A 24,495-nucleotide genomic window follows, 5' to 3' on the forward strand; every position below is an offset into this window, starting at 1 on the left:
GCCGAGCGATCACGCCGGCACGCCGCCGGGCTGCGCGGTCACCACCTCGGCCGTCGGGTCGGCCGCCGCCGCGGCGACCAGCCGGGCAGCCGTGACCGGATGACCGGCCCAGTGCAGGGTGAGCTGCGAGGCGTGCACGTTGCGCCAGACGAACCCCTCCGGCGTGCCGCCCTCCCAGCTCCACGCCGCGCGCTGACCGGCGCGAGGGGTGAGCACCGCACGGTGTGCCTTGTGCCCGACCAGCACCGTGCCGCTGACGGCCACGACGCTGTCGGTCTGCGCGGTCGCCTCCCGGTAGCCGGCCACCAGGCCGTCCCGGCTGACACCTACCGCGTCGAGGACCCCGCACATCGGCAGGCCGTCCAACTCTCGGGCCAGCCAGAGCAACCCGGTGCCCTCGGCGATCACCGGACGCCCGGTCCGCGCCAACTCGGCCACCGCGATGCAGAGCCGCCGGTTGGCCGACAACTGCTCGGCGTACGCCTCGGGCAACGCACCGCCGACGACAAGCGCGCGGGTGCCCACCGGCAGCGCCTCGTCGAGCAGCGGATCGACGGTGACGACCTCGGCACCGGCGGCCCGCAGCAGCTCGGCGGTCTCCGCGTGACTGAAACTGCCGCCCGGCCCACCGGCCAACGCCACCAGCGGGCGCTCCGCCGGGGCGGTGAACCCGCCGAGGGCCTCCTCGGCAGACCAGGCCGGTGCCGGCAGCGGCGGGGCCGAGCGGGCCAACCCGAGGAGCCGTTCCAGATCCACCGTGGCGGCGACGGCCTCGCCCAGCCGGCGAACCGCTCGGACGGCGTCGGCGGACCCGTCGACCACCGGCGCCACCCCGTGCCGCCGCGACGGCAGCACCGCCGGCAGGTCCTGTCGACGCAGCGCGCCGTAGACCGGCACGCCCACGTCGTCCAACGCCTCGCGCAGCATGCCCTCGTGCCGCGAGGACGCCACCCGGTTGAGGATCACCCCGCCAAGCCACAACTGCTCGTCGTACGAGCGGAAACCGTGCACCAGGGCCGCCACCGACTGACCCATCGCGGCCACGTCGACAACGAGCACCACCGGGCTGCGCAGCGCGGCGGCCGCGGCGGCCGTCGACTCCTGCTCGGGGCGGCCACCGACCGAGTCGTACAGCCCCATGCTGCCCTGCACCACGGCGAGCCCGGCACCGGCCGCGCCGTGCGCCACCAGCGGGGCGAGCCGGTCGGTGCCGACCAGCCGGGGATCGATCACCCGGCCGGGCCGACCGGAGGCGAGGCCGAGGTAGGCGGCGTCGACGTGGTCCGGCCCGAGCTTGAACCCGGCGACGTCGACCCCACGCTCGGCCAGGGCGGCGAGCAGCCCGATCGCCAGCGCGTTCTTCCCGTGCCCGGAGGACGGCGCGCTGAGCACCAGGCGCGGCACGACGGTCATCATCGACTCCTCGCGAGCGGCGGCGGGTACGCGACGGGGACGACCGGGGCCGATCCGTCGGCGTGACGATACCCGCCCGGCCGGAGGCGCGAGCACCGCCAACCGGGGCCGGCGGCACACCCCGGGCCCGCTCCCGCCCCGGTCCAGGTCAGTGGCGCCGGTCATACGAGTAGCCTCGTGCTGTGTACCGGTTCCTGCTGAGCCCACGCTGGCTGGGCGCTCTCGCGCTGACCCTGGTCGCCGCCGCCGTCATGGTGTTCCTCGGCAACTGGCAGCTGGACCGCTACCGGGGTCGTACCGAGGTCAACGAGCGGATCGACGCGGGTCAGCGGATGGCCCCGACGCCGCTGGCCGACGCGCTGCGTGCCCCCACCGGCGGCGCGGGCACGGTCGGCCCCGCCCCCGCCGAGGACAAGGTCTGGACCCGGGTCACCGTCACCGGCCGGTACGACCCGACGAACACGGTGCTGGTCCGTGGCCGGACGGTGGACAGCCGGGTCGGCTTCGAGGTGCTCACCCCGCTGGTGCTCGCGGACGGCACGGCGCTGCTCGTGGACCGGGGCTGGATCCCGCCGGCTCCGGGTGGGGCGACCGCCCAGCCGTCGGTGCCCGCCGTGCCGACCGGCGACGTGACGGTGGTCGGTCGGGTGCACGAGACCGAGAGTGGTGCCGGCGCGGTGGCCCGGCGTGACGGGCGGCTGGAGATCCGGCGGATCGGTGTGTCGCGGCTGGCCGGCGAGTTGCCCTACCCGGTCTACGGCGCCTACCTGCTGCTCGACGAGCAGACCCCGGCGGCCGACCCGGTGTTCAAGGCGGTGCCTGTCGGGCACGCCAACAACTGGCAGAACTTCGGCTACGTCGTGCAGTGGTGGCTCTTCGCGGTGATGTCCCTGTTCGGCTACGGCTGGGTGGCGCGCCGGGAGGCCCGCCGCGCCGCCGGGATCGGCGTCACCCCGGCTCCGCTGGACCGGGCGGCCGAGCCGACGCCGAGCGCGTCCGCCTGACTTGGGGCGTGTGTCCCAAACAGACTCTCCGGGGCATGCGGGACGACAGGGCAGCCGGTAGCCTGCGCCACGTGTCGATCCCGCGTTGGAGGTCTCGGTGAGTTCGGATCCCACGGCCGCGGTGCCCGAGCCGCCGACCCAGCCGCAACCGCCGATCGATCCGTGGAGCGCCACCTCCGCCACCGGCGCGCTGCCGATCACCCCGCCGACGGCACCCTTCCCGAGCGCGCCGCCGCAGGCCACACCGCCTCCGGCACCGCCGTTCCCGGCGTCACCAGCATCGCCGTTCTCGGCGTCACCGGCACCGTTCCCGGCGCAGACGGCGTCGTTCTCGGCGCCTCCGGCACCGCCGTTCTCGACGCCACCAGCATCGTTCTCGCCGCCGGCATCGTTCTCGGCGCCGCCACTCTCCGGCCCGCCCGCGCCGCACTCGACGCCGCCCGGCGGGGCGTGGCCGGTGTCCGGGCCGTACCCACCGGTGTCGGCGCACCCGGCACCGGCCGGTCCCGCCGGGCCGGAGGTGGTCGCGGTGCAGATCGCCGAGATCGCGGTGTGCCCGCCGGTCATCCGCACGCCCGCCGGGGTGCTGCCGTTGGCCGGTGCCACCTGGCACGTGGCCGACTACTGGCAACGCGAGGAGAAGGTGGCGACCTGGGCGCTGGTCTGCGCGATCGTCGGCTTCTTCTGCCTGGCCTTCTTCAGCCTGCTCTTCCTGCTGGTCAAGGAGACCCGGCACCACGGCACCGTGCAGGTCACCGTCACCAACGGCCATCAGCAGTACGTGGCCCGGATCCCGGTCAGCGACCAGGGCCAGGTGCAGCACGTCAACAACCAGGTCAACTACGCCCGGTCGTTGTCCGGCAGGTGACCGGCGCTGGCCGCGCCGCCAGCCGGTGAGCCAGGCGTCAGCCGGTGAACCAGCCGTCAGCTGGTGAACCAGCCGTCAGCCGGTGACCCGGCCGGCGTGGATGGCGCGGACCGCGTCGATGGTGTCCGCCTCGGCGGCGGACTTGTCGTCGCGATAGCGCACCACCCGGGCGAACCGCAGCGCCATCCCCCCGGGATAACGCGAGCTGGTCTGCACCCCGTCGAAGGCGATCTCCACCACCTGCTCGGGGCGGACCCGCACCACCCAGTCGCCGCGCTCCACGGCGAGGTCGAGGAACCGCTCGGTCTGCCAGCGCAGCAGCTCGTCGGTGAGCCCCTTGAACGTCTTGCCGAGCATGACGAAGCCACCCGTCCGCGGGTCGCGCGCACCCAGGTGCAGGTTGGACAGCCAGCCCTTGCGCCGGCCACTGCCCCACTCGACGGCGAGCACCACCAGGTCGAGGGTGTGCCGGGGCTTGACCTTGACCCAGGCGGCACCGCGCCGGCCGGCGTCGTAGGGGGCGTCCGGTGCCTTGACCACCACGCCCTCCTGCCCCGCGTCGAGCGCGGCGGCGAACGCGGTGGCGGCCTGCTCCGGGCCGTCGACCTCCATGCGCCCGACCAGCAGCGACGCGTCCACCGCACCGGCCAGGGCGGCCCACCGCTCCCGACCGGGCCGGTCGATCAGATCCTGGCCGTCGAGGTGCAGCAGATCGAAGAAGTACGGAGTGAGCACCGTCGCGCCCGCGCTGGCGGCCGCCGCGAGCACCGCCGGAGCGACAGGTGTGCGCCCGGTGCTGCTCGGGGTGGTGCGTCGGGCGGCCCGGCTCGACGTCTGCTGGAACGGCAGTGGACGCCCCGTCTCGTCGAGGCCGATCGCCTCGCCGTCGAGCACCAGCTCGCGGCCGGGCAGGGCACGGACCGCGGCGACCACCTCGGGCACCCGCCCGGTGATCTCGTCGAGGCTGCGGGTGAAGACGGCGATGTCGGCGCCGGAGCGGTGCACCTGGATGCGGATGCCGTCGAGTTTCACATCGACCACCGCTGGCGTGCCCGTCGCGGCGAGTGCCTCGTCGACCGAGGGTGCGCTCTGCGCGAGCATCGGCGCCAGCGGCCGGCCAACCTGCAGCCCGAACCCGGCCAACTCGGCCGCTCCTCCGGCCAGCGCCGCGACCGCCACGGCGCGCAGGTCACCGGCGAGCAACAGCGCCCGCCGGACCGTCGCCACCGGCACGTCGGCGGCCCGCGCCACCGCGTCGGCGAGCAGCCCGGCCTGGGCACCCTGCCGTAGCTCGCCGCTGAACAGACCGGTGAGCAGACGCTGCTCGTCGGTGGTCGCCGCCGCGTAGAGGGCACCGAGCAACGCCCGACGCCGAGTCTGCGAGCCCGTGCCGTGCACCGCGGCGATCTGCTCGATGGCCGCGTCGACGGCGGCCACGGTCAGCGTCGGCTCGGCGGCCGGTGGCGGCAGGTCCCGGAGGCTCGCATAGCCCACCCCGGTCTGTCGTTGGCGCAGCTCACCAGCAAGGTAGCCGGCGCCGGGCTCGACCTCGGTCGGATCGAGCCGGCGCAGCGCGTCAGCGAGCAGCTCCACTTTTGCCCGCCGGCCGCTGGTGGCGCCGACGGCCGCGGACGTGGCTGCCAGGTCGAGGAACCGCACGCCGCCCATCCTGCCAGTCCCCTCCGACACCGCCCGGGCATTGCCGTGCCCGGGCGGTGTCGGCAGAGTGCCGCCCGCTTGAGCGGACGACGGATCAGGGCCTGTCTCATGAGAACAGGCCTCAGGCGCTGACGGGCTCCTCGATGCGCATCCCCCGGGCACGGACCTCGCCGGCGACCCGGGAGAGCACCGAGTCGAGGGCGACCAGAGCGGCGGAGAGCTCACCGAGCTGCTCGTTGAGCGTGTCGTCGGACCACGCGGAGACGTCGACATCTCCCAGTGCGCTGACAGCGGCCCCCAACCGGGCCATCACCTCGTTCGTACTCATGTTCGAAAGGCTATAACAACGAACGATCCGACACGCCGTAAACTCGCAGATCAGGGTCGAAATCGCCGTCGAGATTCCTCAGCGCCCCGCCGCGGCCACCTTGCCCAGCAGCAGCGCCTCGGCGAGGCAGACCTTGGCGAACTCTCCCAGGTGCAGACTCTCGTTCGGGCCGTGGGCGCGGGCGTGCGGGTCCTCCACCCCGGTCACCAGGATCGCCGCCTTCGGGAACATCTCCTGGAAGGTGGCGATGAACGGAATCGAGCCGCCGACGCCGATGTCCACCGGGTCGGTGCCGTCCCACGCGGCCCGGAAGGCCGAGCGGGCGGCGTCGAACATCGGCCCGGACGCGTCGATGACGCACGGAAAGCCGTCGTGCTCGAAGCTGACCGTCACCTGGGCACCCCACGGCGCGTGCTGCTCCAGGTGGGCGCGCACCGCCGCGTACGCCCGCTTGGGGTCGTCGCCCGGGGCGAGCCGGATGCTCAGCTTCGCCTTCGCGGCCGGGACCAGCGCGTTCGGCGCCTCACCGGTGGCCGGGGCGTCGATGCCGAGGACCGCCAGCGCCGGCTTGGTCCAGAGTCGGTCGGTGATCCGGCCGGTGCCGATGAACCGCACGCCGTCGGCCAGCCCGGCCTCGGCGCGGACCCGGTCCTCCGGGTAGTCGACGGTGGCGCCCTCCCGGCCGACCAGCCCGGCCACCGCCACGTCGCCGGCGTCGTCGTGCAGCGTCGCCAGCAGTCGGACCAGCGCGGTGAGCGCGTCCGGCACGGCACCGCCGAACATGCCGCTGTGCACCGCGTGGTCCAGCGTGCGCACCTCAACGAAGCAGTTGACGATGCCCCGCAGCGAGGTGGTCAACGCCGGTACGCCGATGTCCCAGTTGCCGGAGTCGGCGATCACGATGACGTCCGAGGTGATCTCGTCGCGGTGCTCGATCAGCAGCTGCTCCAGCGAGTCGGAGCCGTACTCCTCCTCACCCTCGATGAAGAGCACCACGCCCACCGGCAGTGCGTCCCCGTACGCCCGCAGCGCCGCGACGTGCGCCATGACGCCGGCCTTGTCGTCGGCCGCACCCCGGGCGTAGAGCCGACCGTCGCGTTCCACCGGCTCGAACGGATCGGACTCCCAGAGCGACAGGTCGCCGACCGGCTGGACGTCGTGGTGGGCGTAGAGCAGCACGGTGGGCGCACCGGGCGGGGCCGCCCGACGGCCGATGACCGCCGGCTGGCCGCCGGAACGCACGATGTCGACGTCCAGGCCGCACCCGCGCAGCAACTCGGCGACCGCCTCGGCGGAGCGTTCCACGTGCGAGTGGTCGAAGCCATCGAAGGCGATGCCGGGGATGCGGACGAGGCGTTCCAGGTCGGCCCGAACGCCGGGCATCTCCCGCTCGACTGCGGCCCGCACCTCGGACTCGGACATGATCGGTGAGGTCATGACCGGCATCGTATGCCGGCCTTACCGGGGCGTGCCGGCGGAGCCCGTACCGTCACCGCCGCCCGCCGGGCCGGCGCCCGCCCGAGCACCGGGGGCGGACCGGCCGGCACGCTGTGCGCGGCCGGCGGCCTCGGTGGCGGCATCCATCCAGGAGCGGGCCCGACCGGCGGTGCCGCCGACCCACTCGCCGACGTCGCTCGCGCCGTCGCCGAGGCGGCGCAGCAACCCGACCAGCGGGTCCGTGGAGCGGCTGAACTCCTCCCGGTACGAGTCGGCAGCCGCCTTGATCTCCTCCGAGATGCTTGTCGAGCTGTCGTCGTCCCGGCGCGGATAGTCCCCGGCCAGCACCTGCCCGTACGCCCCGGAGTCGACCCACTGGCGCAGTTGCGCCGCCCGCGCCACCGGAGTGGGGTGGGTGCTCCACGCCGTCATCCGGATCTTGTGCAGGCTGTCGCGCAGGTCGCCGCCGCCGACGTACTCGGCGGCCTGCTCCAGGAACGCGGTCGTGTCGATCTGCGACAGGTCACCCCCGCCGGCGAGCTTCATCAGCAGCCGCAACGCGGCGGCCGGGTCCTGCCCGGCGAGCAGACCGGCCCGGTCGGCGGACAGCTCCGCCTTGCGCCACCACTCCAGCATCGCCGCGATGATGGCCCGCAGCGCGATCGCGCCGACCGGCAACCAGCTCAGGTTGGCCGCCCACCGGGTGAGGATCATGAGCATGGTCTTGTAGACCGCGTGCCCACTGCCCACGTGCCCCAACTCGTGGCCGAGCAGGCAGCGCAGCTCGTCCTCGTCGAGCTGCTGTACGCAGGCCGAGTTCAACACGATGAACGGCCGCTCCAGCCCGACCGCCTCGGCGCCCAGCCACGGCGACTGGGTCACGTACAGCTCGGGCAGGTCGGCCACGTCGAGCGCCGCCCCGGCCTCGGTGTAGCGCTGCCACACCGCCGGATACTGCCGGTGGTCGACGCGGATGCCGGAGGCCAGCACGGACAGCCGGAACCCGCGCTCGTTCCACATCCCGAAGAACGACCGCACCACGTCGTCGAAACCGCGCAGCTCCCGCAGCGCGACAAGCGCACCCCGGTCGGCCGGATGCTCCCAGGCCCGCGAGCTGATGCCGGTGAGCGTGATCCGGCGCCGCGCGGGCGCGTCCGATGCCGACATGATGAGTCCCCCGTTCGCCGCGCGCCCTGAGCGCTGTCGCGTCGTGCTTCTGGCGTCGTCGTTCCCGCGTCGTGCTGCTCGCGTCGTTCTTCTCGCCTCTTACTTGCTCGCGTCGTACTTGCTCGCGTCGTGCTGCTCGCGTCTTACTTGCTCGCGTCGTGCTGCTCGCGTCGTCATGCTTGCTCGCGTCGCTCCCTGCACGCATCGTGCCGGAGCCGGTGACGCTCGTCCACTGCCCGGGCACGCTCAGCGGATGCGCACGTAGTACCGGTCCGCGTCGTACGGCAGCGTGGGTGCGCCATCGACCAGCAGGTCCACGCGGGCGGCCGTGTCGTCGGCGGCGAAGTGCGCCCGTTCCCCGGCGTGCCAGCGACGCAGCTCGGGCAGGATCTCCGGCCCGTCCCGCGCGACCGCGCGGGCCAGCCGCAACGACGCGGGCGCGGTGACGAACACCCCCAGGGTCAACTCCGGCCGGACGACCGCGCGGGCGGCGCTGACCCCCTCCACCACCAGCACCGGCATCACCGGCACCGGCACCGGCCGGGCCAGGAAGCGTCGCCGCACCCAACTGTAGCGCCGATAGGAGCCGGGCTTCCCCTCCCGCAGCGGGGTGAGCACCCACTCGTCGAGGCGTGCCCAGAAGCTGAGCTGGTCGTCCCAACCGTCGAGCAGGTCGTCGGTGTGCACCACCGGGGGCCGGTCACCGTCGAGCAGCGCCGCCAGGGCATCCGCGAGGTGCGCGGCGAACCGGCTCTTACCCGCGCCGCTAGGCCCGTCGACCGCCACCAGCCGGGTCCGCCCCAACCGCGCCGGGCCCGCGAACACCCGACGAGCCAGTTCGGCGTACGCCTCGACGACCGCCACGGGCATGACCAAAGTATGCCGCCGACCGCAGTCCAGGCGTGATCGACTCCAGATCATTGATGTCGCGCTATCCCTGCCAGCGGGACACCGCGACATCAGCAGAACCGAGTCGATCGCCCGGCTACCGCGGTCAACGTGGGCCACGCTGACCCGTCCGGCTGACCGCCCCGGCCGGCACCGTCACGTCCGAGGGAATTGGGGCGGTGACGGGTGACGGGCAGCCCGTTCGCCGCCCGTCGTGCTGCCGAATCGGCATGATCGGGTGGTGCTCCGAGACGTGATGAGCCCCGGCATCGACGCCCTCCTCGAACAGGCCCGCGCCGGGCTGCACCGACTGACTCCGCAGCAGACCGTCGAGGCGGTCCGCGGCGGCGCGCTGCTTGTCGATACCCGTACCGACCTGCAGCGCCGTGAACAGGGCGACCTGCCAGGCGCGGTCGTCATCGACCGGACCGTGCTGGAATGGCGGCTCGATCCGGCCAGCGCCTGGCGGATCCCGGAAGCCACCGGGTACGACCGGGAGATCGTGCTGGTGTGCCGGCAGGGCTACAGTTCCAGCCTCGCCGCGGCCAGCCTGCAAACCCTCGGTCTGCGCCGGGCCACCGACATGATCGGCGGCGTCGACGCCTGGCTGGCCGCCGGCCTCCCCACAACCGACAACCCCGCCGACATCCGCCCCTGATCCCACCCCGCCCCGCCGCCACCCCGCCGCCGCCACCCCGCCGCCACCCGGCCCGGCCGGGCGGGCGGCCGGGGGCCGCCCGCCTCAAGATCGCGCTCGATCCAGGAAATAGGCCCCTCCTTGCGCGGACGAGGCCACTACAACAAGGATCGAGCACGATCATGCGGGAGGTAGTGATCCCCGGCGGGTCCCCGACACGCGGGCGGCTCAAGAAGACGCCTCGCTGCCCTGCCCGCACGCTCCGCATGGGACGGTGCCCGGCTAGGAAGGTGGGCCGGGCGCGGCGCTGGACCGGCCACGAGGGTCAGGACGGTGGGGGGCCGGGTGGGATGAACGGCAGGCCGGCGGGTGGGCCGGCTTCGATGAGACGCCAGAGGGCGTCGGTGTCCAGGTGTTCCTCGACCAGGTCGCCGAGCAGGTCGAGGGAACGTTCCCGAGCGGCGGCGAAGCTGGTCGTCGGCGCGACCCGGAACCCGGTGCGGCCGGCCAGACGAGCCGCCTCGGTCAGAAACCACCGGCGGAACCCGTCGGACTCGAACGCCCCGTGCCAGTGCGTGCCGTGCACCGCGCCGAGCACGGCTCCCTCGCTCGCACCGTCGTCGCCGGTCAACAGCGGGCTCAGACCGGGGTCGGCCTGCGAGACGTACCCGTGGTGGATCTCGTAGCCGCGCACCGCGACGCCACCGTGGGCGGTGCCCACCGACTGCCGGACGGTCTTGCGGGGATCGAAGGTGATCTCGATGGGCAGCAGGCCGAGCCCCGGTACGCTGCCCCGCCGGCTCTCCACCGTGTCGTGGATGGCGCGGCCGAGCATCTGGAAACCGCCGCAGAGGCCGAGCAGTGGTTTACCGGCCGCCACGTGGGTGGCCACCGCGTCGGCGAGGCCCGTCTCGCGCAGCCAGGCGAGGTCGGCGACTGTGGACTTGGAGCCGGGCAGGACGACCAGGTCGGCGGCGGCCAACTCGGCCGGTTCGATGGTGAGGCGTACGCGAACGCCCGGCTCGGTGGCCAGCGCCTCCACATCTGTGGCGTTGCTGATCCGGGGCAGGCGGACGACGGCCACGTCCAACCACTCGGTGCCGTGCGGGGCGGCGGGGCGGCCGAGCACCCGGCCGTAGGCGAGGGAGTCCTCCGCGTCGAGCCACAGGTCCAGTGCCCAGGGCAGCACCCCGTACGTGGGACGACCCGTGACGTGACGCAGCATGTCCAGCCCCGGCTGGAGCAACCCGAGGTCACCCCGGAACTTGTTGATCACGAAGCCGGCGATCAGCGCCTGGTCGGCCGGGTCGAGCAGGGCCACGGTGCCGAACATCGAGGCGAAGACGCCACCCCGGTCGATGTCGCCGACCACGATGGTGGGCAGGTTGGCGTGCCGGGCCAGCCCCATGTTGACGTAGTCGCCGGCCCGCAGGTTGATCTCCGCCGGGCTGCCGGCGCCCTCGCAGATCACCACGTCGTACGTGTCACGCAACTCGGCGAGCGCCGCGTACGCGGTCTCGGCGAGCCGGGGTCGCAGGTGCCGGAACGTGCCCGCGGTGATCGTGTCGACCGCTTCGCCGAGCAGGACCACCTGACTGGCCAGGTCACTGCCCGGCTTGAGGAGCACCGGGTTGAACCGCAGGTCGGGTGCGAGCCCGCAGGCAGCGGCCTGCATGGCCTGCGCCCGCCCGATCTCGCCGCCACGCCCGTCCGGCCCGACGACCACCGCCGAGTTGTTCGACATGTTCTGCGCCTTGTACGGCGCCACCTTCACGCCCTGTCGGTGCAGCCAGCGGCAGATGCCAGCGGTGAGCACGCTCTTGCCGGCGTCGGAGGTCGTGCCGGCGACCAGCAGCCCGCCGCTCACCGCCCGTTCCCCCGCCGCACCCGTTCACCTGCGCCGAGCCCACGATCCACGGCAGCGGACCCACGACGCCCAACAGCGCCGGCCCCACGATCCACGGCAGCAGACCCACGACGCCCAACAGCGCCGGCCCCACGATCCACGGCAGCAGACCCACCGCGACCAACAGCACCGAGCCCACGGCGACCCACGGCACCGAGCCCACGGCGACCCACGGCACCGAGCCCACGGCGACCAAGGGCACCGACCAAGCGGCCCAGGGTCACCGGGTAGGCGGCGGCCAGCCCGACCGCGGCCAGCCCGACCGCGCCGGAGATCCGGGCGGCCCGCTTGAGGTGCCGTGCCTCCGGGCGGGGGCCGTCGCCGAGGAACGGCCGTACCTCGGAGCGCCCGTAGTAGACGTTGCGGCCGCCGAGGCGGACGCCGAGCGCGCCGGCCATCGCCGCCTCGCACTGGCCAGCGTTGGGGCTCGGATGGTCGTTGCGGTCACGCCGCCACACCCGCCAGGCCCGGTGCCGATCCCCGTTGGCGACCGGCGCGACGGCGATGGTGAGCAGCCCGGTCACCCTCGACGGCACCAGGTTGAGCAGGTCGTCCAGCCGCGCGGCCGGCGTGCCGAACCGGGCGTACCGCGCCGACCGGTGGCCGACCATGGCGTCCAGGGTGTTCGCCGCCCGGTAGCCCAGCAGGCCGGGCAGGCCGGCTATCGCGCCCCAGACCAGCGGGGCGACGACCGCGTCGGAGGTGTTCTCGGCGACCGACTCGACGGTGGCGCGGGCCAACTCCAGCTCGCCCAACGTCGACGGGTCCCGCCCGCAGAGGTGGCCGAGGCGTCGGCGGGCGGAGGGCAGGTCACCGGCACGCAGCGTACGGCCCATGACTGTGGCTTCGTGGCGCAGCGTACGACCGCCCAGCACGGTCCACGTGCCGGCGGCCACCAGCACCGCCCGGGTCACCGGCCGGTGCCGGGTAGCCGCTGCGGCGACCGCCCCGAGCAGCACCGGCCCGCCCACGGCCAGCGCGGTGAACGTCGCTCCCGCCGTCCGGTCCGGCCGGTAGAGGCGGCGCTCCAACGCACCAGCGGCCTGCCCGAAGCCAGCCACCGGATGCCAGCGGCGCGGATCACCGAGCAGCCGGTCCAGCGCGTACCCGGCCAGCAAGCCCACCGCATTCGCCACCGGCGTTGTCCGTCGCACCCGCACCACCCCCCCGGCCGGCCAGCCTAGACGAGCGTCCCGGGAACCAGGCCGACCCACGGTGCTCCGGCAGTCAGGGCCTCATGGAAGGCCGCAGCCACCACTGTCCCCCGACTCCGCCGCTGCTGGCACGCGGGGTGACGACGCTGGTCGCGACGCCACCCCACCCCCGTCGTGCCAGGCCACCTGTGCCGTGCCGCCTCAGCACCGGCGACCAGCACAGGACCTCGTACCGCTCGGCCGCCGCCCGATCAGCGATCGCCGAACCGGCGCGATCGCCGAACCGGCGCGATCGCCGAACCGGCGCGATCGCCGAACCGATCGGTCAGGCTGGCTGCGGAACCCGGCCCCGACCGCGCCGTCCCCGACCGGACTGCGTCGGCTCCGGCTGCCCCTCGTCCGGCGCGGGCCCCAACTCGTCGTCCAGGTCGCGGTCGGTGCTGTCGTCGGTCGCCTCGGGCGAGAGCGCCAACTCGTCGTCGAGATCCGGCGGAACAATGGCCTGCCCGATCTGCCCACTCGCCGGGGAAACCCCACTGGCCATGGAGGCTCCGCCGGCCGGGGAGACTCCGCCGGCCGGGGAGACTCCGCCGGCCGGGGAGACTCCGCCGGAAAGGGGAACCCCGCCGGCCGGGGAGACAGCGTCGCCAACCGGCTCCTCGATGAACGGGCTGGTACGCAGTGCGCCGTAGTCGGGCAGCTCGAAGTCGTCGTCGAGCGGCCGGTCGTCGGGCAGCACGGGTTCGTCCCCCGCCGGCACCGGCTCGGTGGGCTCGCCGTGCACCCGGCTCTCGGCCTCCGCGTCCTCCACGGTGCTGGTCGTCATGCTCGGCCGGTTGCGCAGGAAACGGGCCCGCCCCCGGGACAGGTCGTGGCCGACGGCGACCGCCTCCAGCTCGTAGAGGGTGCGGTGGTTGCCGGCGTCGTCGGTCCAGTCGCGGGTGTAGAGCCGACCGCAGACCACCACCGGATCACCCACCATCACGGAGGCCGCCACGCCTTCGGCGAGCTTGCGCCAGCAGTTGACGCGAACGCGGAGCGAGTTGCCGTCGACCCACCGGCCGCTGTCCCGGTCGAGTCGGCGGGCGGTGGAGGCGACCTTGAAGTTGGCCACCAGCGTGTTGCTCTGGGTGGTGCGCCGCCACTCGGGTGAAGTCAGCACATTGCCGACAATTGTTACGTACGTGTCGAACATCGTCCCTCCAGGGGATCGGGGCCTGCCAACGCGAGTCGACTCGACACCGAGCCTCGGCGCTGCGCGTGAGCACCGCCAGCACCCACCCCCGAACCTGTGGACAACGAACCCACCTGTGGACAACGCCCTGATCACGCCTCGATGTGGTACGGCCGACCCGCCCGGCTGGGCGTCGGCGGTTTCCGAGGCCGACCAGATTGGGTATGTACTTGATCAACGCACCACCGACAGCTCCACGTCGACGAGAGGTCAGCGTCATGATGATCACCAGAATCGGCTCCGCGATCGCTTCCGAGGCCCGCCGATGAGCGCCGCGGCGAACCCGGCCACCGTCGCCGAGTGCCTGCGGGTGGGCGCCGGGTTCTCGCAGGGCGACCGCAACTGGATCGCCGAGCAGTTCGCCACCCTCGACGCCCGGCTGGCCGGTTTCCACGCCGACGCCACCGAGCTGGAGGTGTCGGTGAAGGATCGCGAAGCGCGTGGCCAGAAGGTCACCCTCGAATGCTGGATCGCTGGCCGGCAGAAGATCGTCACCACCTCCGCGGAGGAGGACCTGCACGCCGCGCTCAACGACGTCCGCGACGACCTGCGCCGCCGGCTCAACGACGCCAAGACCCGCCAGGAGCCCCGGCACAACAAGCACCTGCGCGACATCCCGCAGCCCCAGGCCGACCTGGACCCCACCGACGACCAGGACCCCGCACGAGCGGACGCGGAAACAGCCTGACCCACGCGCCCGCGCCGCCTACCCCGACCTGGCCCGGTCCGACCTGGCCCGGTCCGACCTGGCCCGGTCCGACCCGACTGGCCTGACCTGACTGGCCTGGCCCGACCGGCCTGGACCGACCGGCCTGGACCGACCGGCCTGGCCCGACCGGCCTGGCCCGACCTGGCTCAGCCCTCGCGATCTTGCACTTTCTGTCCCCGACATGCGGGCTACTGCACCTTATGCCGCGACAGAAAGTGCAAGATCGCGGGACAAGAGCGGGGCAGGGGCAGGGCAGGGGCAGGGCAGGGGCAGGGCAGGGGCAGGGCAGGGGCGGGGCCAGGACTGGCGGGGCGGACCGAGGACCCCGGACCAGGGGCCGAGGACGAGGACCAAGACCATGGGCTACCGCTGGGTAGGTTGCCGGCGTAGCGTCGCGTTCGTGGAACCGGACGTGTTGGGGCCGCCGTACGAGCGGCAGACGATCGACCTGGGCACCGACGGCGAAGGTCCCGTCGTCGCGACCCTGGTCCGGCGGCGGGCCGCGCGTCCCACCGGGCGGGCCGTGCTCTACGTGCACGGGTTCGTCGACTACTTCTTCCAGACCCACCTGGCCGACTTCTTCGCCGAGCGCGGCTGGGATTTCTACGCGCTCGACCTACGCAAATATGGTCGCAGCCTGCTTCCGGGTCAGACCCCGAACTTCTGCCGCGACATCAGCGACTACTTCCCCGAGCTGGACGCCGCCGCCGCGATCATTCGTCAGGACGACGGGCACGACACCCTCCTGACGATGGGCCACTCCACCGGCGGCCTGATCATCTCGCTCTGGGCGGACGCCCGCCGCGACACCGGCACCGTCGACGGTCTCGTGCTCAACAGCCCGTTCTTCGACCTGAACGCCCCCTGGGCGGTGCGCCGACCCCTCGCGGCCGCCGTCTCCCGGCTGGGCCGCAGGGCGCCGCACCGCATCCTGCCGCTCGGGCTGCGCACGGTGTACGGCGAGAGCCTCCACTCCGACCACCGCGGCGAGTGGACGTACGACCTGGCGTGGAAGCCGCTGGCCGGGTTCCCCGTTCGGGCCGGCTGGCTGAACGCGATCCGCACCGGTCAACGCCGGCTACGCGCCGGTCTGGACATCCAGGTGCCGGTGCTGTTGGCCTGCTCGACCCGCTCCTTCCGGGGCACCAGGTGGCACGACAACGCGACCCTGGCCGACGCCGTGCTGGACGTCGAGCACATGGTCCGTTACGCACCCCGCCTGGGCCGCCACGTCACCCTGGCTCGCTTCGACGGTGGGATGCACGACCTCACGCTCTCCGGCCCCGCCGTACGCAAGAAGGTCTTCGACGAGGTCGGCCGCTGGGCCGAGGCGTTCCTCGCCGCCGGCCCCACCGCCCCGGCCAGCGCCGATCCCGCGGCGGTCGATACCCTCAGCGCCGATTCCGCGCCGGCCGGCACAGCCCCGGCAGGCGCGGTGCCGGCCGCACGGGCTGCCACCACCGAAGGGGTTCCGCCCGAAGTCGCACCAGCCGACGTGCCAACGGTTGCCGGGGCCTCGACCGGCGGCGGCTCGACAGTTGTCGAGGCTGGCCTACCGGAGAGCCGACGTTCCGCGACCGACACGGCGGGTGCGGCGACAGCCGGCGGCTGACCATCCCGGAGGGCGTCGCCGGGCGCGCTCAGACGTCGCCGGGCGTCGCCGGAAGGACGGCTCGGATCCGGTCGAAGGTCGCTACCGGGTGCTCGCCGACGCCGGGTAGGACCAGGCCCAGGCAGTACGGCGACAGCTCCCCAGTCGCGTCGGGCTGGACGACGAAGATCGGCGCGCCGACGTACCCCGGCGGCAGTTCGGTGGTGATCCGCACGGCGTCCCCGTCGCGGACCACCCGCTCGACCGCGACCTCCAGCGGGCGCGACCCGTCTTCGCGTACCCCATGGGCCAGCACGAAAGCGGAACCGGCGTCGGCGGTGAGGCGGGCGACCACCTCGGGCCCGGCGGCGATCCCCGCCGGTACCGGCTGGACCCGCCACCGCCAGCCGCCGTCGCCGGCGTACCGGTGCAGGCCGGCGGTCGGCAACACCGCGACCCCGTCGCCCGGAAACTGCGCCCAGCCGGGCACGATCTCGCCCACGGAGACGGCGGCCGGCGCGACCCCCGCCGGCTCGGTGACGCTCGCCCGCAGCCCCAGCTCACCACCCGACGCGCCGACCAGGTCGGCCGCCGTCAGCAGCGACTCCCCCACCGGGTCGTCGCCGCCCTGGAAGAAGAACGCGGTGCCGAAGTCGTCGTCCGACCGGTACGGCAGGATGGCGCGACCGACGACCTGGCACAGCTCGTAGGCGACGTCGTTCTCGGCGTCGGGATCCAGCAGCACCAGCCAAAGGTACGGTCCGAGGCCACGCCGGTCCGTGGGAACCCAGATGCCGGCCGTGGGGTCGACGTGAGACCCTGCTCGGCGACGTGGACGCGGGCACCCTTTTCGCCACCGGGCAGCAGGGCGGCGGTACCCTCTGGGCGCGACATCCACGCCACACGCGCCCGTAGCTCAGCGGATAGAGCAGGGGACTTCTAATCCCAAGGCCGCAGGTTCGAATCCTGCCGGGCGCACCACAAAAGACCAGGCTGATGTCAGCAACACCGACCAATGGATCGGGCGCGACCTCTGCCCGCCACGATAGGTTCATCCCGTGCTTCCGATGACGCTGCAAGAGATCACGGCCGCTGTTGGTGGAGCCGTCCACGACGCTCCCGATACGGTGACGATCACCGCCCCGGTCGTGTTCGACAGCCGGCGGTGGGTCAGTCCACGCCGGCGAGTCGTCAGGGGCGGGTCAGTTCGATCAGTTCCCAGCCACCCTTCGGCACTCCCGGGGTCGGGTCGGCACGAAGATTCATCGGGTTCGCCGTGCCGACGTAGAGGGTCGAGCCGTACGGGATCATCGTGCGGACCCCCTGGTTGAGTGGGTTGCCGAGACCGGTGGTGTCGACCGGTCGGGCGGCCTCGTCGGCGGAGTCGAACGCCCAGAGGTCTGCCCCGAAGGTGGGCGGTGTCGCCTCGGCGCTGCCCGGATCGGGGGTGGGCATCTCCCCGTCGAGCGAGATGTAGGCGAAGTCCATGGTGCCGATGTAGAGCCGGTCACCGGCGACCGCCATCTTCCAGGCGTACAGGTTGAACGGGTCACCGAAGCCGGATTCGCCGTACCTCGGGGTCTGGCCGGTCGGCGTGGACGCCCAGGCTCCGGTACCACCGTTCGCGGTCGGATCGAAAGCAGGCAGTTCGGATTCGCCGTACAACGTCTCGACCTGCTCGAAGGCGGTGCCGAACGCCCGGCCCCGGAAGACGCCCAGCGCCCGCTGCGTGTTCTGCACGGTCGCCTGGACCTGCGCCGGGCTTCGCGGCGGGTACGTAGCCAGGTGCAGGGCGGTGGCCTGCAACGGCACGTGCATCGTGCCCCAGTACAGGTGACCGTCGAAGGAGGCGAGGCCGCCGAGCGCGTACGCCTGGGCCACCACCGGGTCGGGTTCGTACTCCCCGACCGTCCACACCTGGGTCCAGCCGTGCGCGTCGTCCACGGTCAGACCGGGCGCTCCGGTGGCCAGCGGCGGGCTCATCCACACGCTGGCAAGACCACTGGTGTCCACGACCGGAGCGGCGGCGGAGCCGTCGACGATGGCCTTCGGCCAGGTCGTGACGTAGATCCGGCCGTGGTGCGCGGTGATGTCGGCGACCTGGGTCGGCAGGTCACCGACCTCGACGAAGGTGAACGGGGCCGCCCGGTTGCCGGTCCAGCGCAGTACCTGGCCCGACTCGCCGCCATTGACGCCCAGACCCACGCCGGCATAGAGCTCGCCGGCCGCGACCGTGAAGTGGCGGATGTTCTGGTACGCCGTGAGATTGGCCGAACCGAGGTACCGCCCGCTGAACGAGTCGAACGCGAAGAGGTTCACCCCGTCGACAACACTGGGTCCGCCCAGCAGCACGACGCCGTGGTGTGCGGCGGCGGCGCGGAGTCCGGCCGTGGACCGCAGCAGATCGGCGTCCGCCTCCGACGCGCCGACGATGTCGGCGGTGCGTTCGCGCAGATCGTCGGTTGACAGGTCGTACGTGAACACCTGCGGTGGACGGTGATCCCCGAGGGTGGCGGGCAGTTGCGGGTTCTGCTGTGCCGGTTGACTGTCGCCGTACTCGCAGGCGTAGTCGTCGTTGAGGATCGGCTCTCGGACGTTGTAGCCCTCCGGCTTGAGGCAGAGGACGTTCGCGCCGGTGCCGAACCAGAGCCGCCGGCCGGTCTGGGCCAGCCCCCAGACGTACGCCTGGTTCACCTTGGGCTGGCCCTCGGCGCACGGCGGACCGGGCGGGTAGGGAACTCCGATACCGGCGAAGCACTCATCCGGCGCGGCCTTCGCCAGCAGGCGGAGGGATTCGCCGCCGTTCGGCGGGTCCGCGACCGCCTGGGGTACGGCCAGCGTCGTGACGATCCCGAGGGCGAGAACGCCGGAGAACAGACGGCCGAGCAGCGGGCGGGTCCGATACATCGAGGTTCTCTCCTTCCCTATGCACCATTCAGGACGACATTTCCCCAACCCGAACACCGACCCGGAGGTAATACCAGACCAGGCCGATGGGAATTCCGAATTAGCGATACCGGGAGCGACGAACCCAAGGAGACTAACACAAGTGCCTATGTCTTGAAATTGCTCTTCTTTATTATGAAAGCCGCGAAGCACTTACTATTCACAGGTCGGACCTCACTAGCATCAGGCCCAATACCGTTCAGATCAGCCGCGAGGAGCCGTCGCCGACGGTGGGGCCGCTGCGACCGTCCTGACGCGAGGGTGGGATCAGGGCTCCTTGTCTCCACGCCAGAGGCTTGTGGCCGTTCCTCGGCGAAGGCCCGGGGAAGGGTCGATGGGTCGCTCCGGGCGAGACATCGCAGCTCCAGGTCGCGGTACAGACACCTGATTGTCGATCTTCAATCGGAGAGGGCGAACCGATCGCTAGCGAAGGGCCGCACCAACTGACGGACTCTCATAGGAAGTTATCCATGGCATTGAGGGCACGGACAAAACCTGTTTCGGATCGGAAGCCCTTCCGGTCCCCGTCCCGCCGATCGAGTGATGATTCGGGTGGGACCGATCATCTGCTCACCGGGTTGCCGGCGCGGTACACGGCGAGCGGGCGGCGCAGTACCGTGATGTCGGTCGTCGGGTCACCGTCCACGACCAGCAGGTCGGCGTCGAATCCGGGGCCGACGCGGCCCTTGCGCCGCCCCAGGCCACACACCTCGGCGCCGACCGAGGTGGCTGCGGCAAGGGCGGCGGTGGCGGGGATGCCGCACGCGACGTACTCGACGAGCGTCTCCGGCAGGATCCCGTGCGGCTTCGCCGGGCCGAGGCCCGCGTCCGACCCGGCCACCAGGCGGTCCCCGGCCCGGTGCAGGGTGGCGGCGCCCTCGCGCAGCGCGGCCTCACTGAGCCCCGCCCGGGCTGCCATCGCCACCACCTCCGGCGGCGTGACCACGGCCGGGTCGGTCCCGAGCGTCGCACAGACCGCCACCCCGGACGCGGCCAGGCGGTCCGCGATCTCGCCGGAGACGTGGGCACCGGCCGCGGTCACGCACGTGCAGTGCTCGATGCCGTCGACACCGACGCGCAGCGCCTGCTCGACCGCATTCAGCGCGTGCGCGTGTGCGTGCGCGGTCACCGGCAGGCCCAGCTCCTGCGCCCGCTTCACCGCGACGGTCAGCTCCTGGTCGGTGAACTGCGGGCGGGTGACGTCGGTGCCGGGGGGTGAACACCCCGCCGCTGGCCATGACCTTCACCAGGTCGGCGCCACCCGCCGCCCGCAACCGCACGGCCTCGCGGATCCCGTCGACGCCGCTCGCCTCGCCCCCATGGACCAGCAGTGTCCCCGACGCTGGTGATCGGCGCACCCGACCCCACCACCGTCGGCAGGTCATTCCGTACCGCCCATTCCCGCCACCGGAGCACGGCGCCGCGCCAGTCTCCCAGGTCCCGTACGGTCGTGACGCCGGCCGCCAGGTGCGTGCGCAGCGACGCCTCGACGACCGCGTCGAGGTCCGTCTCGGAACGCTCGGCGAGCCGGCCGAGTGCGTCGGGTCCGGCATCGGCGCACAGGTGCACGTGCGCGTCGACCAGGCCGGATAGCACAGTGCCGTCCGGCTCCTCGCGCACCGGCGCCTCGGCCCAACCTCGGCGCACGTCGGCGATGCGCTCGTCGTCCAGCAGGATCAGCACCCCGCCGTCCACGAGCCGCTCGCCGTCGAACATCCGCGCCGCCCGGACAGCATGCTTCGTCATCGGCCCTCCCCCGTCGAGCTCAACCTTCCCGGCCACACTCTCAGCCGACGGCGCTCCGCGCACGGGGCCTTGGTCAGTGAGATACGACGACGCCTGCGTGACCGGGGTCCACGGACCCGGCTGTGACCACCGTGCAGCCGGGCTTCAGGATCGATCTGTGGGTGCCGGTCGAGCACGCTCAACAACCAGCATCCACCAAAGTCGAATACGCCATCACCGTCATTCCGAAACCCTCAGCATGACCAGTGACAACGCTCATCCCCCTGGCATTGGGCCTAGCCGGGCATAACCTGGGGCGCGTGGAAGCGTTCTGCGTGCTCGGCCGCCCACTGTGCGAACGTGCGCGCCGGGCGACCGGTCACCTGCTCGACGGTGTCGACGACCGTCGTGGAGGCATCGCTGGGAGCGGCGTACCAGCCGACGACATATTCCGCGTCCGCCCGTGACACGCCGGTGGCCATCAGCCTGTCGACGGCCTGTTGGTGCGTGATCGCCACGACAGGCCAGCCACCATTCATATCTACCGACTCCAGCCCCACACACCCACATGATCAACGTACGCTACGCGGCATTGGGCCTAGGCCTGACTACGACTGAGGTGAATCTAAGAGCAAAGAGTTCCCTACGATATGGGGACATAGAGTAGCCAATACTGGTTGGCCTTATTCGCGCAGTTCCTGCGGGTTGCGGTCTTGATGTCAGCCATCGCAAGCCACAGCGCTGACGCTTGCTACGTCCGTCCAGGCTGTCACGTAACAACCGAAGTGCGCGAGCACCACGAATAGCCCCACCCGAACCGTTGGGAAGGAAGAAGTGCCTGTGCGCCGGGCAGGCTCTTCACCTCGCCCCAAGCACACTCTGACGTGAGCCCAATGTGAGCCCGGACGCGCTCGGACACTCCAACACCGCCGAGCACAGATCGGCATGCAAAGGGGTGTCTACCTGGACAGATAGCCACCCCTTGCAACTCACGATCACGGGCTAACCCGTATTCGATTCAACTTCTAATCCCAAGGCCGCAGGTTCGAATCCTGCCGGGCGCACCACATCTACCAGCGGCAACAGTCGCGCTGACCGATCTTGATCACCGCTTCGAGGGGCAGGTCAGCTCGGTCAACTGTTGTGGATCATGTCGTTGTTGTCAGGAAGTCGTGGCACGCAGGGCAGTCGCGGACCACAGGGTGGGAGCACTCGAGAACGTGGTCGAGGAACGATGCCGTGCGCGTCAGCCGGTCTCGCTGGCGGTTTATGGCGTCGCGTTGATCGGAAATCAGTTCGATGCGCTGGCGCCGGTCGCCGTTCAGAAGTTGCGCGATCTTGTCCAGGCGCATGCCTGCCTCTTGGCACCTGATGGCGATCGCCAAGGCATCGAGCAGTTGGTTGTCGTACAGGCGTGCGCCGCCGGCGGTTCGAGGCGGTTCGATGACGCCCTCGGCCTCCCAGTGACGGAGGAGGTGGGTGGTGACGCCGAGTCGTTCTGCGGCTGCGCCGATCCGTAAGACGTCGGTTCGCATGGAGTCATTGTCGTTGACTTCGAGCCGACACGAACTTCTACCCTTCCGACCATGCGTGTCCACGAACTCGACTGCGGAACACTCAACGCCCCGGGTGGCACGGCCGTCTACGGCTCGTCACACTTCATCTGCCGCGTCCTGCTGATCGAGGACGGGAGGCGACTGATCGCCGTCGACACAGGTATTGGGCACGAGGGCATCAAGGTGCCGGAAGCCCGTCTTGGGGAGTGGTGGCTGGCGCAGACCGGACCGGTGCTCGATCCGGCCGAAACCCTGCGGTCTCGCATTTCGGCCCTTGGGCTGGACCCGCGGAATCTCACCGACGTGATCCTTACCCACCATCATCGTGACCACGTCGACGGCTTGGCGGACTTCCCGTGGGTGCGTGTGCACGCGTCGGACGGCTGCCGCGCCATCGTTGCTGATGGCGATGCGGGACTTGTCGCGTCGCAATGGGCGCACGGTGTTGTCTGGGCGCCGTCACCGACGCGCACGGAGGACTGGCACGGGTTCGCCAGCTATCGACTGGCTGGATTGCCCGAGTCGATCCGACTCGTCGGCCTGGTGGGACACTCGCCAGGACACTCCGGGGTTCTCGTCGACAGCACGGACGGCGCCCAGCCGATCCTGCACGTCGGGGACGCGATCCACCACCGTGCCCAACTCACCGGTGAAGCGACCCCCGCGCTCGAAGCGTTCGCACGCGCCAGCCAGCACAACGAAGACGACCGACTCGCGACGATCCGCAGGCTCGCCGAACTCGCATCCGAAGGCACGGTGCGGGTCGTCAATGCCCACGACCCCAGCTTCTCTGAGCACTGACGCTGCTGGCGCAGGTGAACGAGCAGCGGAACCCACGATCTAGAGCGGGGGCGGGTCCTGGCATCAGCAACTGCGGCAGCACCGGCGGTGGCGGGCTCCTTCTCCGCGGCGGGGGTGCAGCAAGAGTCTTCGGCGGCACCATCACGACGTCCACATCCCGCTCGGCCATTGGCAAGATGCCCTGTCCGAGGTCACGGCTCACCCGTTCATCGCCCAGGCCGCGACTGACGCGCTCGCCCAGTAGGGGCGACGTCTTGCCGCCCAGTGCGGCTTCCTCGCGTCGCGCCGGTCAAGATCCGAGCAAGAACAGGGAAAGTGGCCCCTCGAACGTCGCGGAGACAGCAACTTCACCGAAGTTGCGTGGATCTTCGGCCGGGGCCTTCCTGACCGATCTCGGCGGTGTCAGCGCTGGCCGTGGCGCCTTGCGAGATCGGCGAGGATCGTGCAGGGACGCTCGGCCCCCTGGTGCCAGGCGCTTCCCGCTACCGCCACGGGATAGCTGACCTCTCTGACCTGCCGGTCGGCGGTCTCGACGGAAAACCGTATCGACAGCGGCTCGCTCCCGAAGGCGAGTGCGCACTCGATGCGCAGCTTGACACTGATCCAGGTGGTGCCGCCGGGGCGTACCAGTCGAGACTGGCCGGTGTCCTGGACCTGGACCCCAGGTCGTTGACCGGTGGCCGACTTTACCGTGATGGGCGCGGGGCCGGCGTTGATGACCGCCAGTTGCCCGTCCATCTGGACGACGTCGGTGTCCGCGCCCAAACTGCCGCTGGATACCGGAAAGGCCACAAGGGAGACTGCCGCGTTGCGTTGCCGCTCCACCCGCGAGGAACGCAACACGCCGACACCGGCACCGCCGAGCACGACGCCGACCGCGAAGGCGGCCACCAGCCGTACGTTCCACGGCCGGCTGGCCGTAAGGCGGGCAGGCTGGGGGTCGTTCTCGACGAGGTCAATCACGTGGTGCTCGGCCGACATCGCGTCAGCCTAGGGCTCTCCGGGGCCGGCCCGCCGTACCTGTTCGAAGGTGTTCGCGGAAAGCGGGAAGGCCGTACGCCTCGATGGCGGTGACGACCTCGCTCGCGACGTCCGTGGCCTCGACATCCTCGTTCAGGTCCCACCAGACGTCCTGGTCCACCGGCATCAGGTGGCCGAGCCGCCAGGACCACACGAAGTCACCGTAGTAGGTGCCCGGCGAGGGCTTCAGGGGTAGCTGGCTCTGCTCACGCCTGCGGGACTCCCAGACGATCCGTGGTACGGCGCAGAGGTTGACCGTGAACGTCAGGTGCTCTCTGGTGTTGAACCGCGAGGACTGAAAGCCCAGCAGTGCCCAGGACTCCGGGTCCGGCAGGGTGTACCGCGAGCCCGACCCCGTGCAGCCGAGGGCGCGTAGGGCGGGAGCGACATCGTCGCGCAGCATCGCTCGATAGGTGGCCTGCACGACGCCCAAGTCCTCACCCGCTCGTGGT

21 protein-coding genes, 1 tRNA gene and 2 pseudogenes are annotated in these 24,495 nt (G+C 71.7%); 7 read left to right on the plus strand and 17 right to left on the minus strand.

Going from position 1 to position 24,495, the window contains the following annotated elements; genetic code table 11:
* Window positions 1–9 precede the first annotated feature (9 nt).
* Window positions 10–1,413, minus strand: a complete 1,404-nt coding sequence (locus tag ACGFIQ_RS10350; protein ID WP_393242269.1) for a cobyrinate a,c-diamide synthase — start codon at window positions 1,411–1,413, stop codon at window positions 10–12.
* Between the two features lie 182 nt (window positions 1,414–1,595).
* Between ACGFIQ_RS10350 and ACGFIQ_RS10355 the strand changes: the two genes are divergently transcribed.
* A complete protein-coding gene (locus ACGFIQ_RS10355; RefSeq protein WP_393242272.1) occupies window positions 1,596–2,417 on the plus strand; it encodes an SURF1 family protein in 822 nt (273 codons plus the stop codon).
* A gap of 97 nt (window positions 2,418–2,514) precedes the next feature.
* Window positions 2,515–3,285: a hypothetical protein gene (locus tag ACGFIQ_RS10360; RefSeq protein WP_393242275.1), complete on the plus strand. Its 771-nt coding sequence runs from the start codon at window positions 2,515–2,517 to the stop codon at window positions 3,283–3,285.
* 75 nt (window positions 3,286–3,360) lie between these two features.
* Here ACGFIQ_RS10360 and ACGFIQ_RS10365 read toward each other — a convergent pair whose 3' ends face one another.
* The 5 genes from ACGFIQ_RS10365 to ACGFIQ_RS10385 form a co-directional block, all read right to left on the minus strand.
* Window positions 3,361–4,953, minus strand: coding sequence for an ATP-dependent DNA ligase (locus ACGFIQ_RS10365; RefSeq protein ID WP_393242278.1), 1,593 nt, complete (start codon window positions 4,951–4,953; stop codon window positions 3,361–3,363).
* A gap of 112 nt (window positions 4,954–5,065) precedes the next feature.
* Entirely contained in the window at window positions 5,066–5,272 is a 207-nt protein-coding gene (locus ACGFIQ_RS10370) for a hypothetical protein (protein ID WP_357067117.1), read from the minus strand.
* Between the two features lie 78 nt (window positions 5,273–5,350).
* Window positions 5,351–6,694, minus strand: coding sequence for a dipeptidase (locus tag ACGFIQ_RS10375; RefSeq protein ID WP_393243162.1), 1,344 nt, complete (start codon window positions 6,692–6,694; stop codon window positions 5,351–5,353).
* Window positions 6,695–6,730: 36 nt separating this feature from the next.
* Window positions 6,731–7,876, minus strand: a complete 1,146-nt coding sequence (locus ACGFIQ_RS10380) for a M48 family metallopeptidase (protein WP_393242282.1) — start codon at window positions 7,874–7,876, stop codon at window positions 6,731–6,733.
* A 246-nt stretch (window positions 7,877–8,122) separates the two neighbouring features.
* A complete protein-coding gene (locus ACGFIQ_RS10385; RefSeq protein ID WP_393242285.1) occupies window positions 8,123–8,746 on the minus strand; it encodes a uridine kinase in 624 nt (207 codons plus the stop codon).
* Between the two features lie 274 nt (window positions 8,747–9,020).
* Here ACGFIQ_RS10385 and ACGFIQ_RS10390 point away from each other — a divergent pair, with 274 nt between their 5' ends.
* A complete protein-coding gene (locus tag ACGFIQ_RS10390; protein ID WP_393243164.1) occupies window positions 9,021–9,422 on the plus strand; it encodes a rhodanese-like domain-containing protein in 402 nt (133 codons plus the stop codon).
* A gap of 304 nt (window positions 9,423–9,726) precedes the next feature.
* Here ACGFIQ_RS10390 and ACGFIQ_RS10395 read toward each other — a convergent pair whose 3' ends face one another.
* The 3 genes and pseudogenes from ACGFIQ_RS10395 to ACGFIQ_RS10405 all read right to left on the minus strand — a co-directional run bounded on the left by ACGFIQ_RS10395 (window position 9,727) and on the right by ACGFIQ_RS10405 (window position 13,656).
* Complete coding sequence (locus ACGFIQ_RS10395; protein WP_393242288.1) at window positions 9,727–11,268, minus strand: cobyric acid synthase; 1,542 nt, start codon at window positions 11,266–11,268, stop codon at window positions 9,727–9,729.
* 194 nt (window positions 11,269–11,462) lie between these two features.
* Window positions 11,463–12,443 (minus strand): annotated as a pseudogene (locus ACGFIQ_RS10400) (cobalamin biosynthesis protein); the annotation flags it as partial.
* 343 nt (window positions 12,444–12,786) lie between these two features.
* Window positions 12,787–13,656 (minus strand): single-stranded DNA-binding protein, encoded by an 870-nt coding sequence (locus ACGFIQ_RS10405; protein ID WP_393242291.1) that lies wholly within the window; start codon window positions 13,654–13,656, stop codon window positions 12,787–12,789.
* A 304-nt stretch (window positions 13,657–13,960) separates the two neighbouring features.
* Here ACGFIQ_RS10405 and ACGFIQ_RS10410 point away from each other — a divergent pair, with 304 nt between their 5' ends.
* Entirely contained in the window at window positions 13,961–14,383 is a 423-nt protein-coding gene (locus ACGFIQ_RS10410) for an HPF/RaiA family ribosome-associated protein (RefSeq protein WP_393242294.1), read from the plus strand.
* A 421-nt stretch (window positions 14,384–14,804) separates the two neighbouring features.
* A pseudogene (locus tag ACGFIQ_RS10415) lies at window positions 14,805–15,830 on the plus strand (alpha/beta hydrolase); the annotation flags it as partial.
* Window positions 15,831–16,044: 214 nt separating this feature from the next.
* Here ACGFIQ_RS10415 and ACGFIQ_RS10420 read toward each other — a convergent pair.
* Window positions 16,045–16,740, minus strand: a complete 696-nt coding sequence (locus ACGFIQ_RS10420; protein WP_393242297.1) for a hypothetical protein — start codon at window positions 16,738–16,740, stop codon at window positions 16,045–16,047.
* Between the two features lie 160 nt (window positions 16,741–16,900).
* Between ACGFIQ_RS10420 and ACGFIQ_RS10425 the strand changes: the two genes are divergently transcribed.
* Window positions 16,901–16,976, plus strand: a tRNA-Arg gene (locus ACGFIQ_RS10425).
* A gap of 210 nt (window positions 16,977–17,186) precedes the next feature.
* On the opposite strand, the gene ACGFIQ_RS10430 is transcribed toward ACGFIQ_RS10425, so the two are convergent.
* The 5 genes from ACGFIQ_RS10430 to ACGFIQ_RS10450 form a co-directional block, all read right to left on the minus strand.
* Window positions 17,187–18,902, minus strand: coding sequence for a hypothetical protein (locus ACGFIQ_RS10430; protein WP_393242300.1), 1,716 nt, complete (start codon window positions 18,900–18,902; stop codon window positions 17,187–17,189).
* A 601-nt stretch (window positions 18,903–19,503) separates the two neighbouring features.
* A complete protein-coding gene (locus ACGFIQ_RS10435) occupies window positions 19,504–20,100 on the minus strand; it encodes an amidohydrolase family protein (RefSeq protein ID WP_393242303.1) in 597 nt (198 codons plus the stop codon).
* An 8-nt stretch (window positions 20,101–20,108) separates the two neighbouring features.
* Entirely contained in the window at window positions 20,109–20,687 is a 579-nt protein-coding gene (locus ACGFIQ_RS10440; protein ID WP_393242306.1) for an amidohydrolase family protein, read from the minus strand.
* Between the two features lie 275 nt (window positions 20,688–20,962).
* Window positions 20,963–21,184, minus strand: coding sequence for a hypothetical protein (locus ACGFIQ_RS10445; protein ID WP_393243216.1), 222 nt, complete (start codon window positions 21,182–21,184; stop codon window positions 20,963–20,965).
* 630 nt (window positions 21,185–21,814) lie between these two features.
* Window positions 21,815–22,201, minus strand: a complete 387-nt coding sequence (locus ACGFIQ_RS10450) for a MerR family transcriptional regulator (protein WP_393242309.1) — start codon at window positions 22,199–22,201, stop codon at window positions 21,815–21,817.
* Between the two features lie 51 nt (window positions 22,202–22,252).
* Between ACGFIQ_RS10450 and ACGFIQ_RS10455 the strand changes: the two genes are divergently transcribed.
* Window positions 22,253–23,023 (plus strand): MBL fold metallo-hydrolase, encoded by a 771-nt coding sequence (locus ACGFIQ_RS10455; protein WP_393242312.1) that lies wholly within the window; start codon window positions 22,253–22,255, stop codon window positions 23,021–23,023.
* Between the two features lie 402 nt (window positions 23,024–23,425).
* Here the strand turns inward: ACGFIQ_RS10455 and ACGFIQ_RS10460 are convergent, their stop codons facing one another.
* Together ACGFIQ_RS10460 and ACGFIQ_RS10465 are read right to left on the minus strand one after the other, a co-directional pair.
* The gene (locus ACGFIQ_RS10460; protein WP_393242315.1) at window positions 23,426–24,004 is read right to left on the minus strand and encodes a hypothetical protein; all 579 of its coding nucleotides are present in this window, start codon (window positions 24,002–24,004) and stop codon (window positions 23,426–23,428) included.
* A gap of 4 nt (window positions 24,005–24,008) precedes the next feature.
* The gene (locus ACGFIQ_RS10465; protein WP_393243166.1) at window positions 24,009–24,467 is read right to left on the minus strand and encodes a DUF4304 domain-containing protein; all 459 of its coding nucleotides are present in this window, start codon (window positions 24,465–24,467) and stop codon (window positions 24,009–24,011) included.
* Window positions 24,468–24,495 lie beyond the last annotated feature (28 nt).

Origin of the sequence: Micromonospora sp. NPDC048898, from assembly GCF_043198035.1 — a bacterium.
Lineage (GTDB): Bacteria > Actinomycetota > Actinomycetes > Mycobacteriales > Micromonosporaceae > Micromonospora.

Coding starts and splice junctions, on each gene's coding strand:
- ACGFIQ_RS10405 (WP_393242291.1), bottom strand. CDS start 13,656: ATGTTCGACACGTACGTAACAATTGTCGGCAATGTGCTGACTTCACCC.
- ACGFIQ_RS10385 (WP_393242285.1), bottom strand. CDS start 8,746: ATGCCCGTGGCGGTCGTCGAGGCGTACGCCGAACTGGCTCGTCGGGTG.
- ACGFIQ_RS10410 (WP_393242294.1), top strand. CDS start 13,961: ATGAGCGCCGCGGCGAACCCGGCCACCGTCGCCGAGTGCCTGCGGGTG.
- ACGFIQ_RS10350 (WP_393242269.1), bottom strand. CDS start 1,413: ATGACCGTCGTGCCGCGCCTGGTGCTCAGCGCGCCGTCCTCCGGGCAC.
- ACGFIQ_RS10440 (WP_393242306.1), bottom strand. CDS start 20,687: ATGACGAAGCATGCTGTCCGGGCGGCGCGGATGTTCGACGGCGAGCGG.
- ACGFIQ_RS10380 (WP_393242282.1), bottom strand. CDS start 7,876: ATGTCGGCATCGGACGCGCCCGCGCGGCGCCGGATCACGCTCACCGGC.
- ACGFIQ_RS10370 (WP_357067117.1), bottom strand. CDS start 5,272: ATGAGTACGAACGAGGTGATGGCCCGGTTGGGGGCCGCTGTCAGCGCA.
- ACGFIQ_RS10430 (WP_393242300.1), bottom strand. CDS start 18,902: ATGTATCGGACCCGCCCGCTGCTCGGCCGTCTGTTCTCCGGCGTTCTC.
- ACGFIQ_RS10460 (WP_393242315.1), bottom strand. CDS start 24,004: ATGTCGGCCGAGCACCACGTGATTGACCTCGTCGAGAACGACCCCCAG.
- ACGFIQ_RS10390 (WP_393243164.1), top strand. CDS start 9,021: ATGAGCCCCGGCATCGACGCCCTCCTCGAACAGGCCCGCGCCGGGCTG.
- ACGFIQ_RS10450 (WP_393242309.1), bottom strand. CDS start 22,201: ATGCGAACCGACGTCTTACGGATCGGCGCAGCCGCAGAACGACTCGGC.
- ACGFIQ_RS10455 (WP_393242312.1), top strand. CDS start 22,253: ATGCGTGTCCACGAACTCGACTGCGGAACACTCAACGCCCCGGGTGGC.
- ACGFIQ_RS10375 (WP_393243162.1), bottom strand. CDS start 6,694: ATGTCCGAGTCCGAGGTGCGGGCCGCAGTCGAGCGGGAGATGCCCGGC.
- ACGFIQ_RS10365 (WP_393242278.1), bottom strand. CDS start 4,953: ATGGGCGGCGTGCGGTTCCTCGACCTGGCAGCCACGTCCGCGGCCGTC.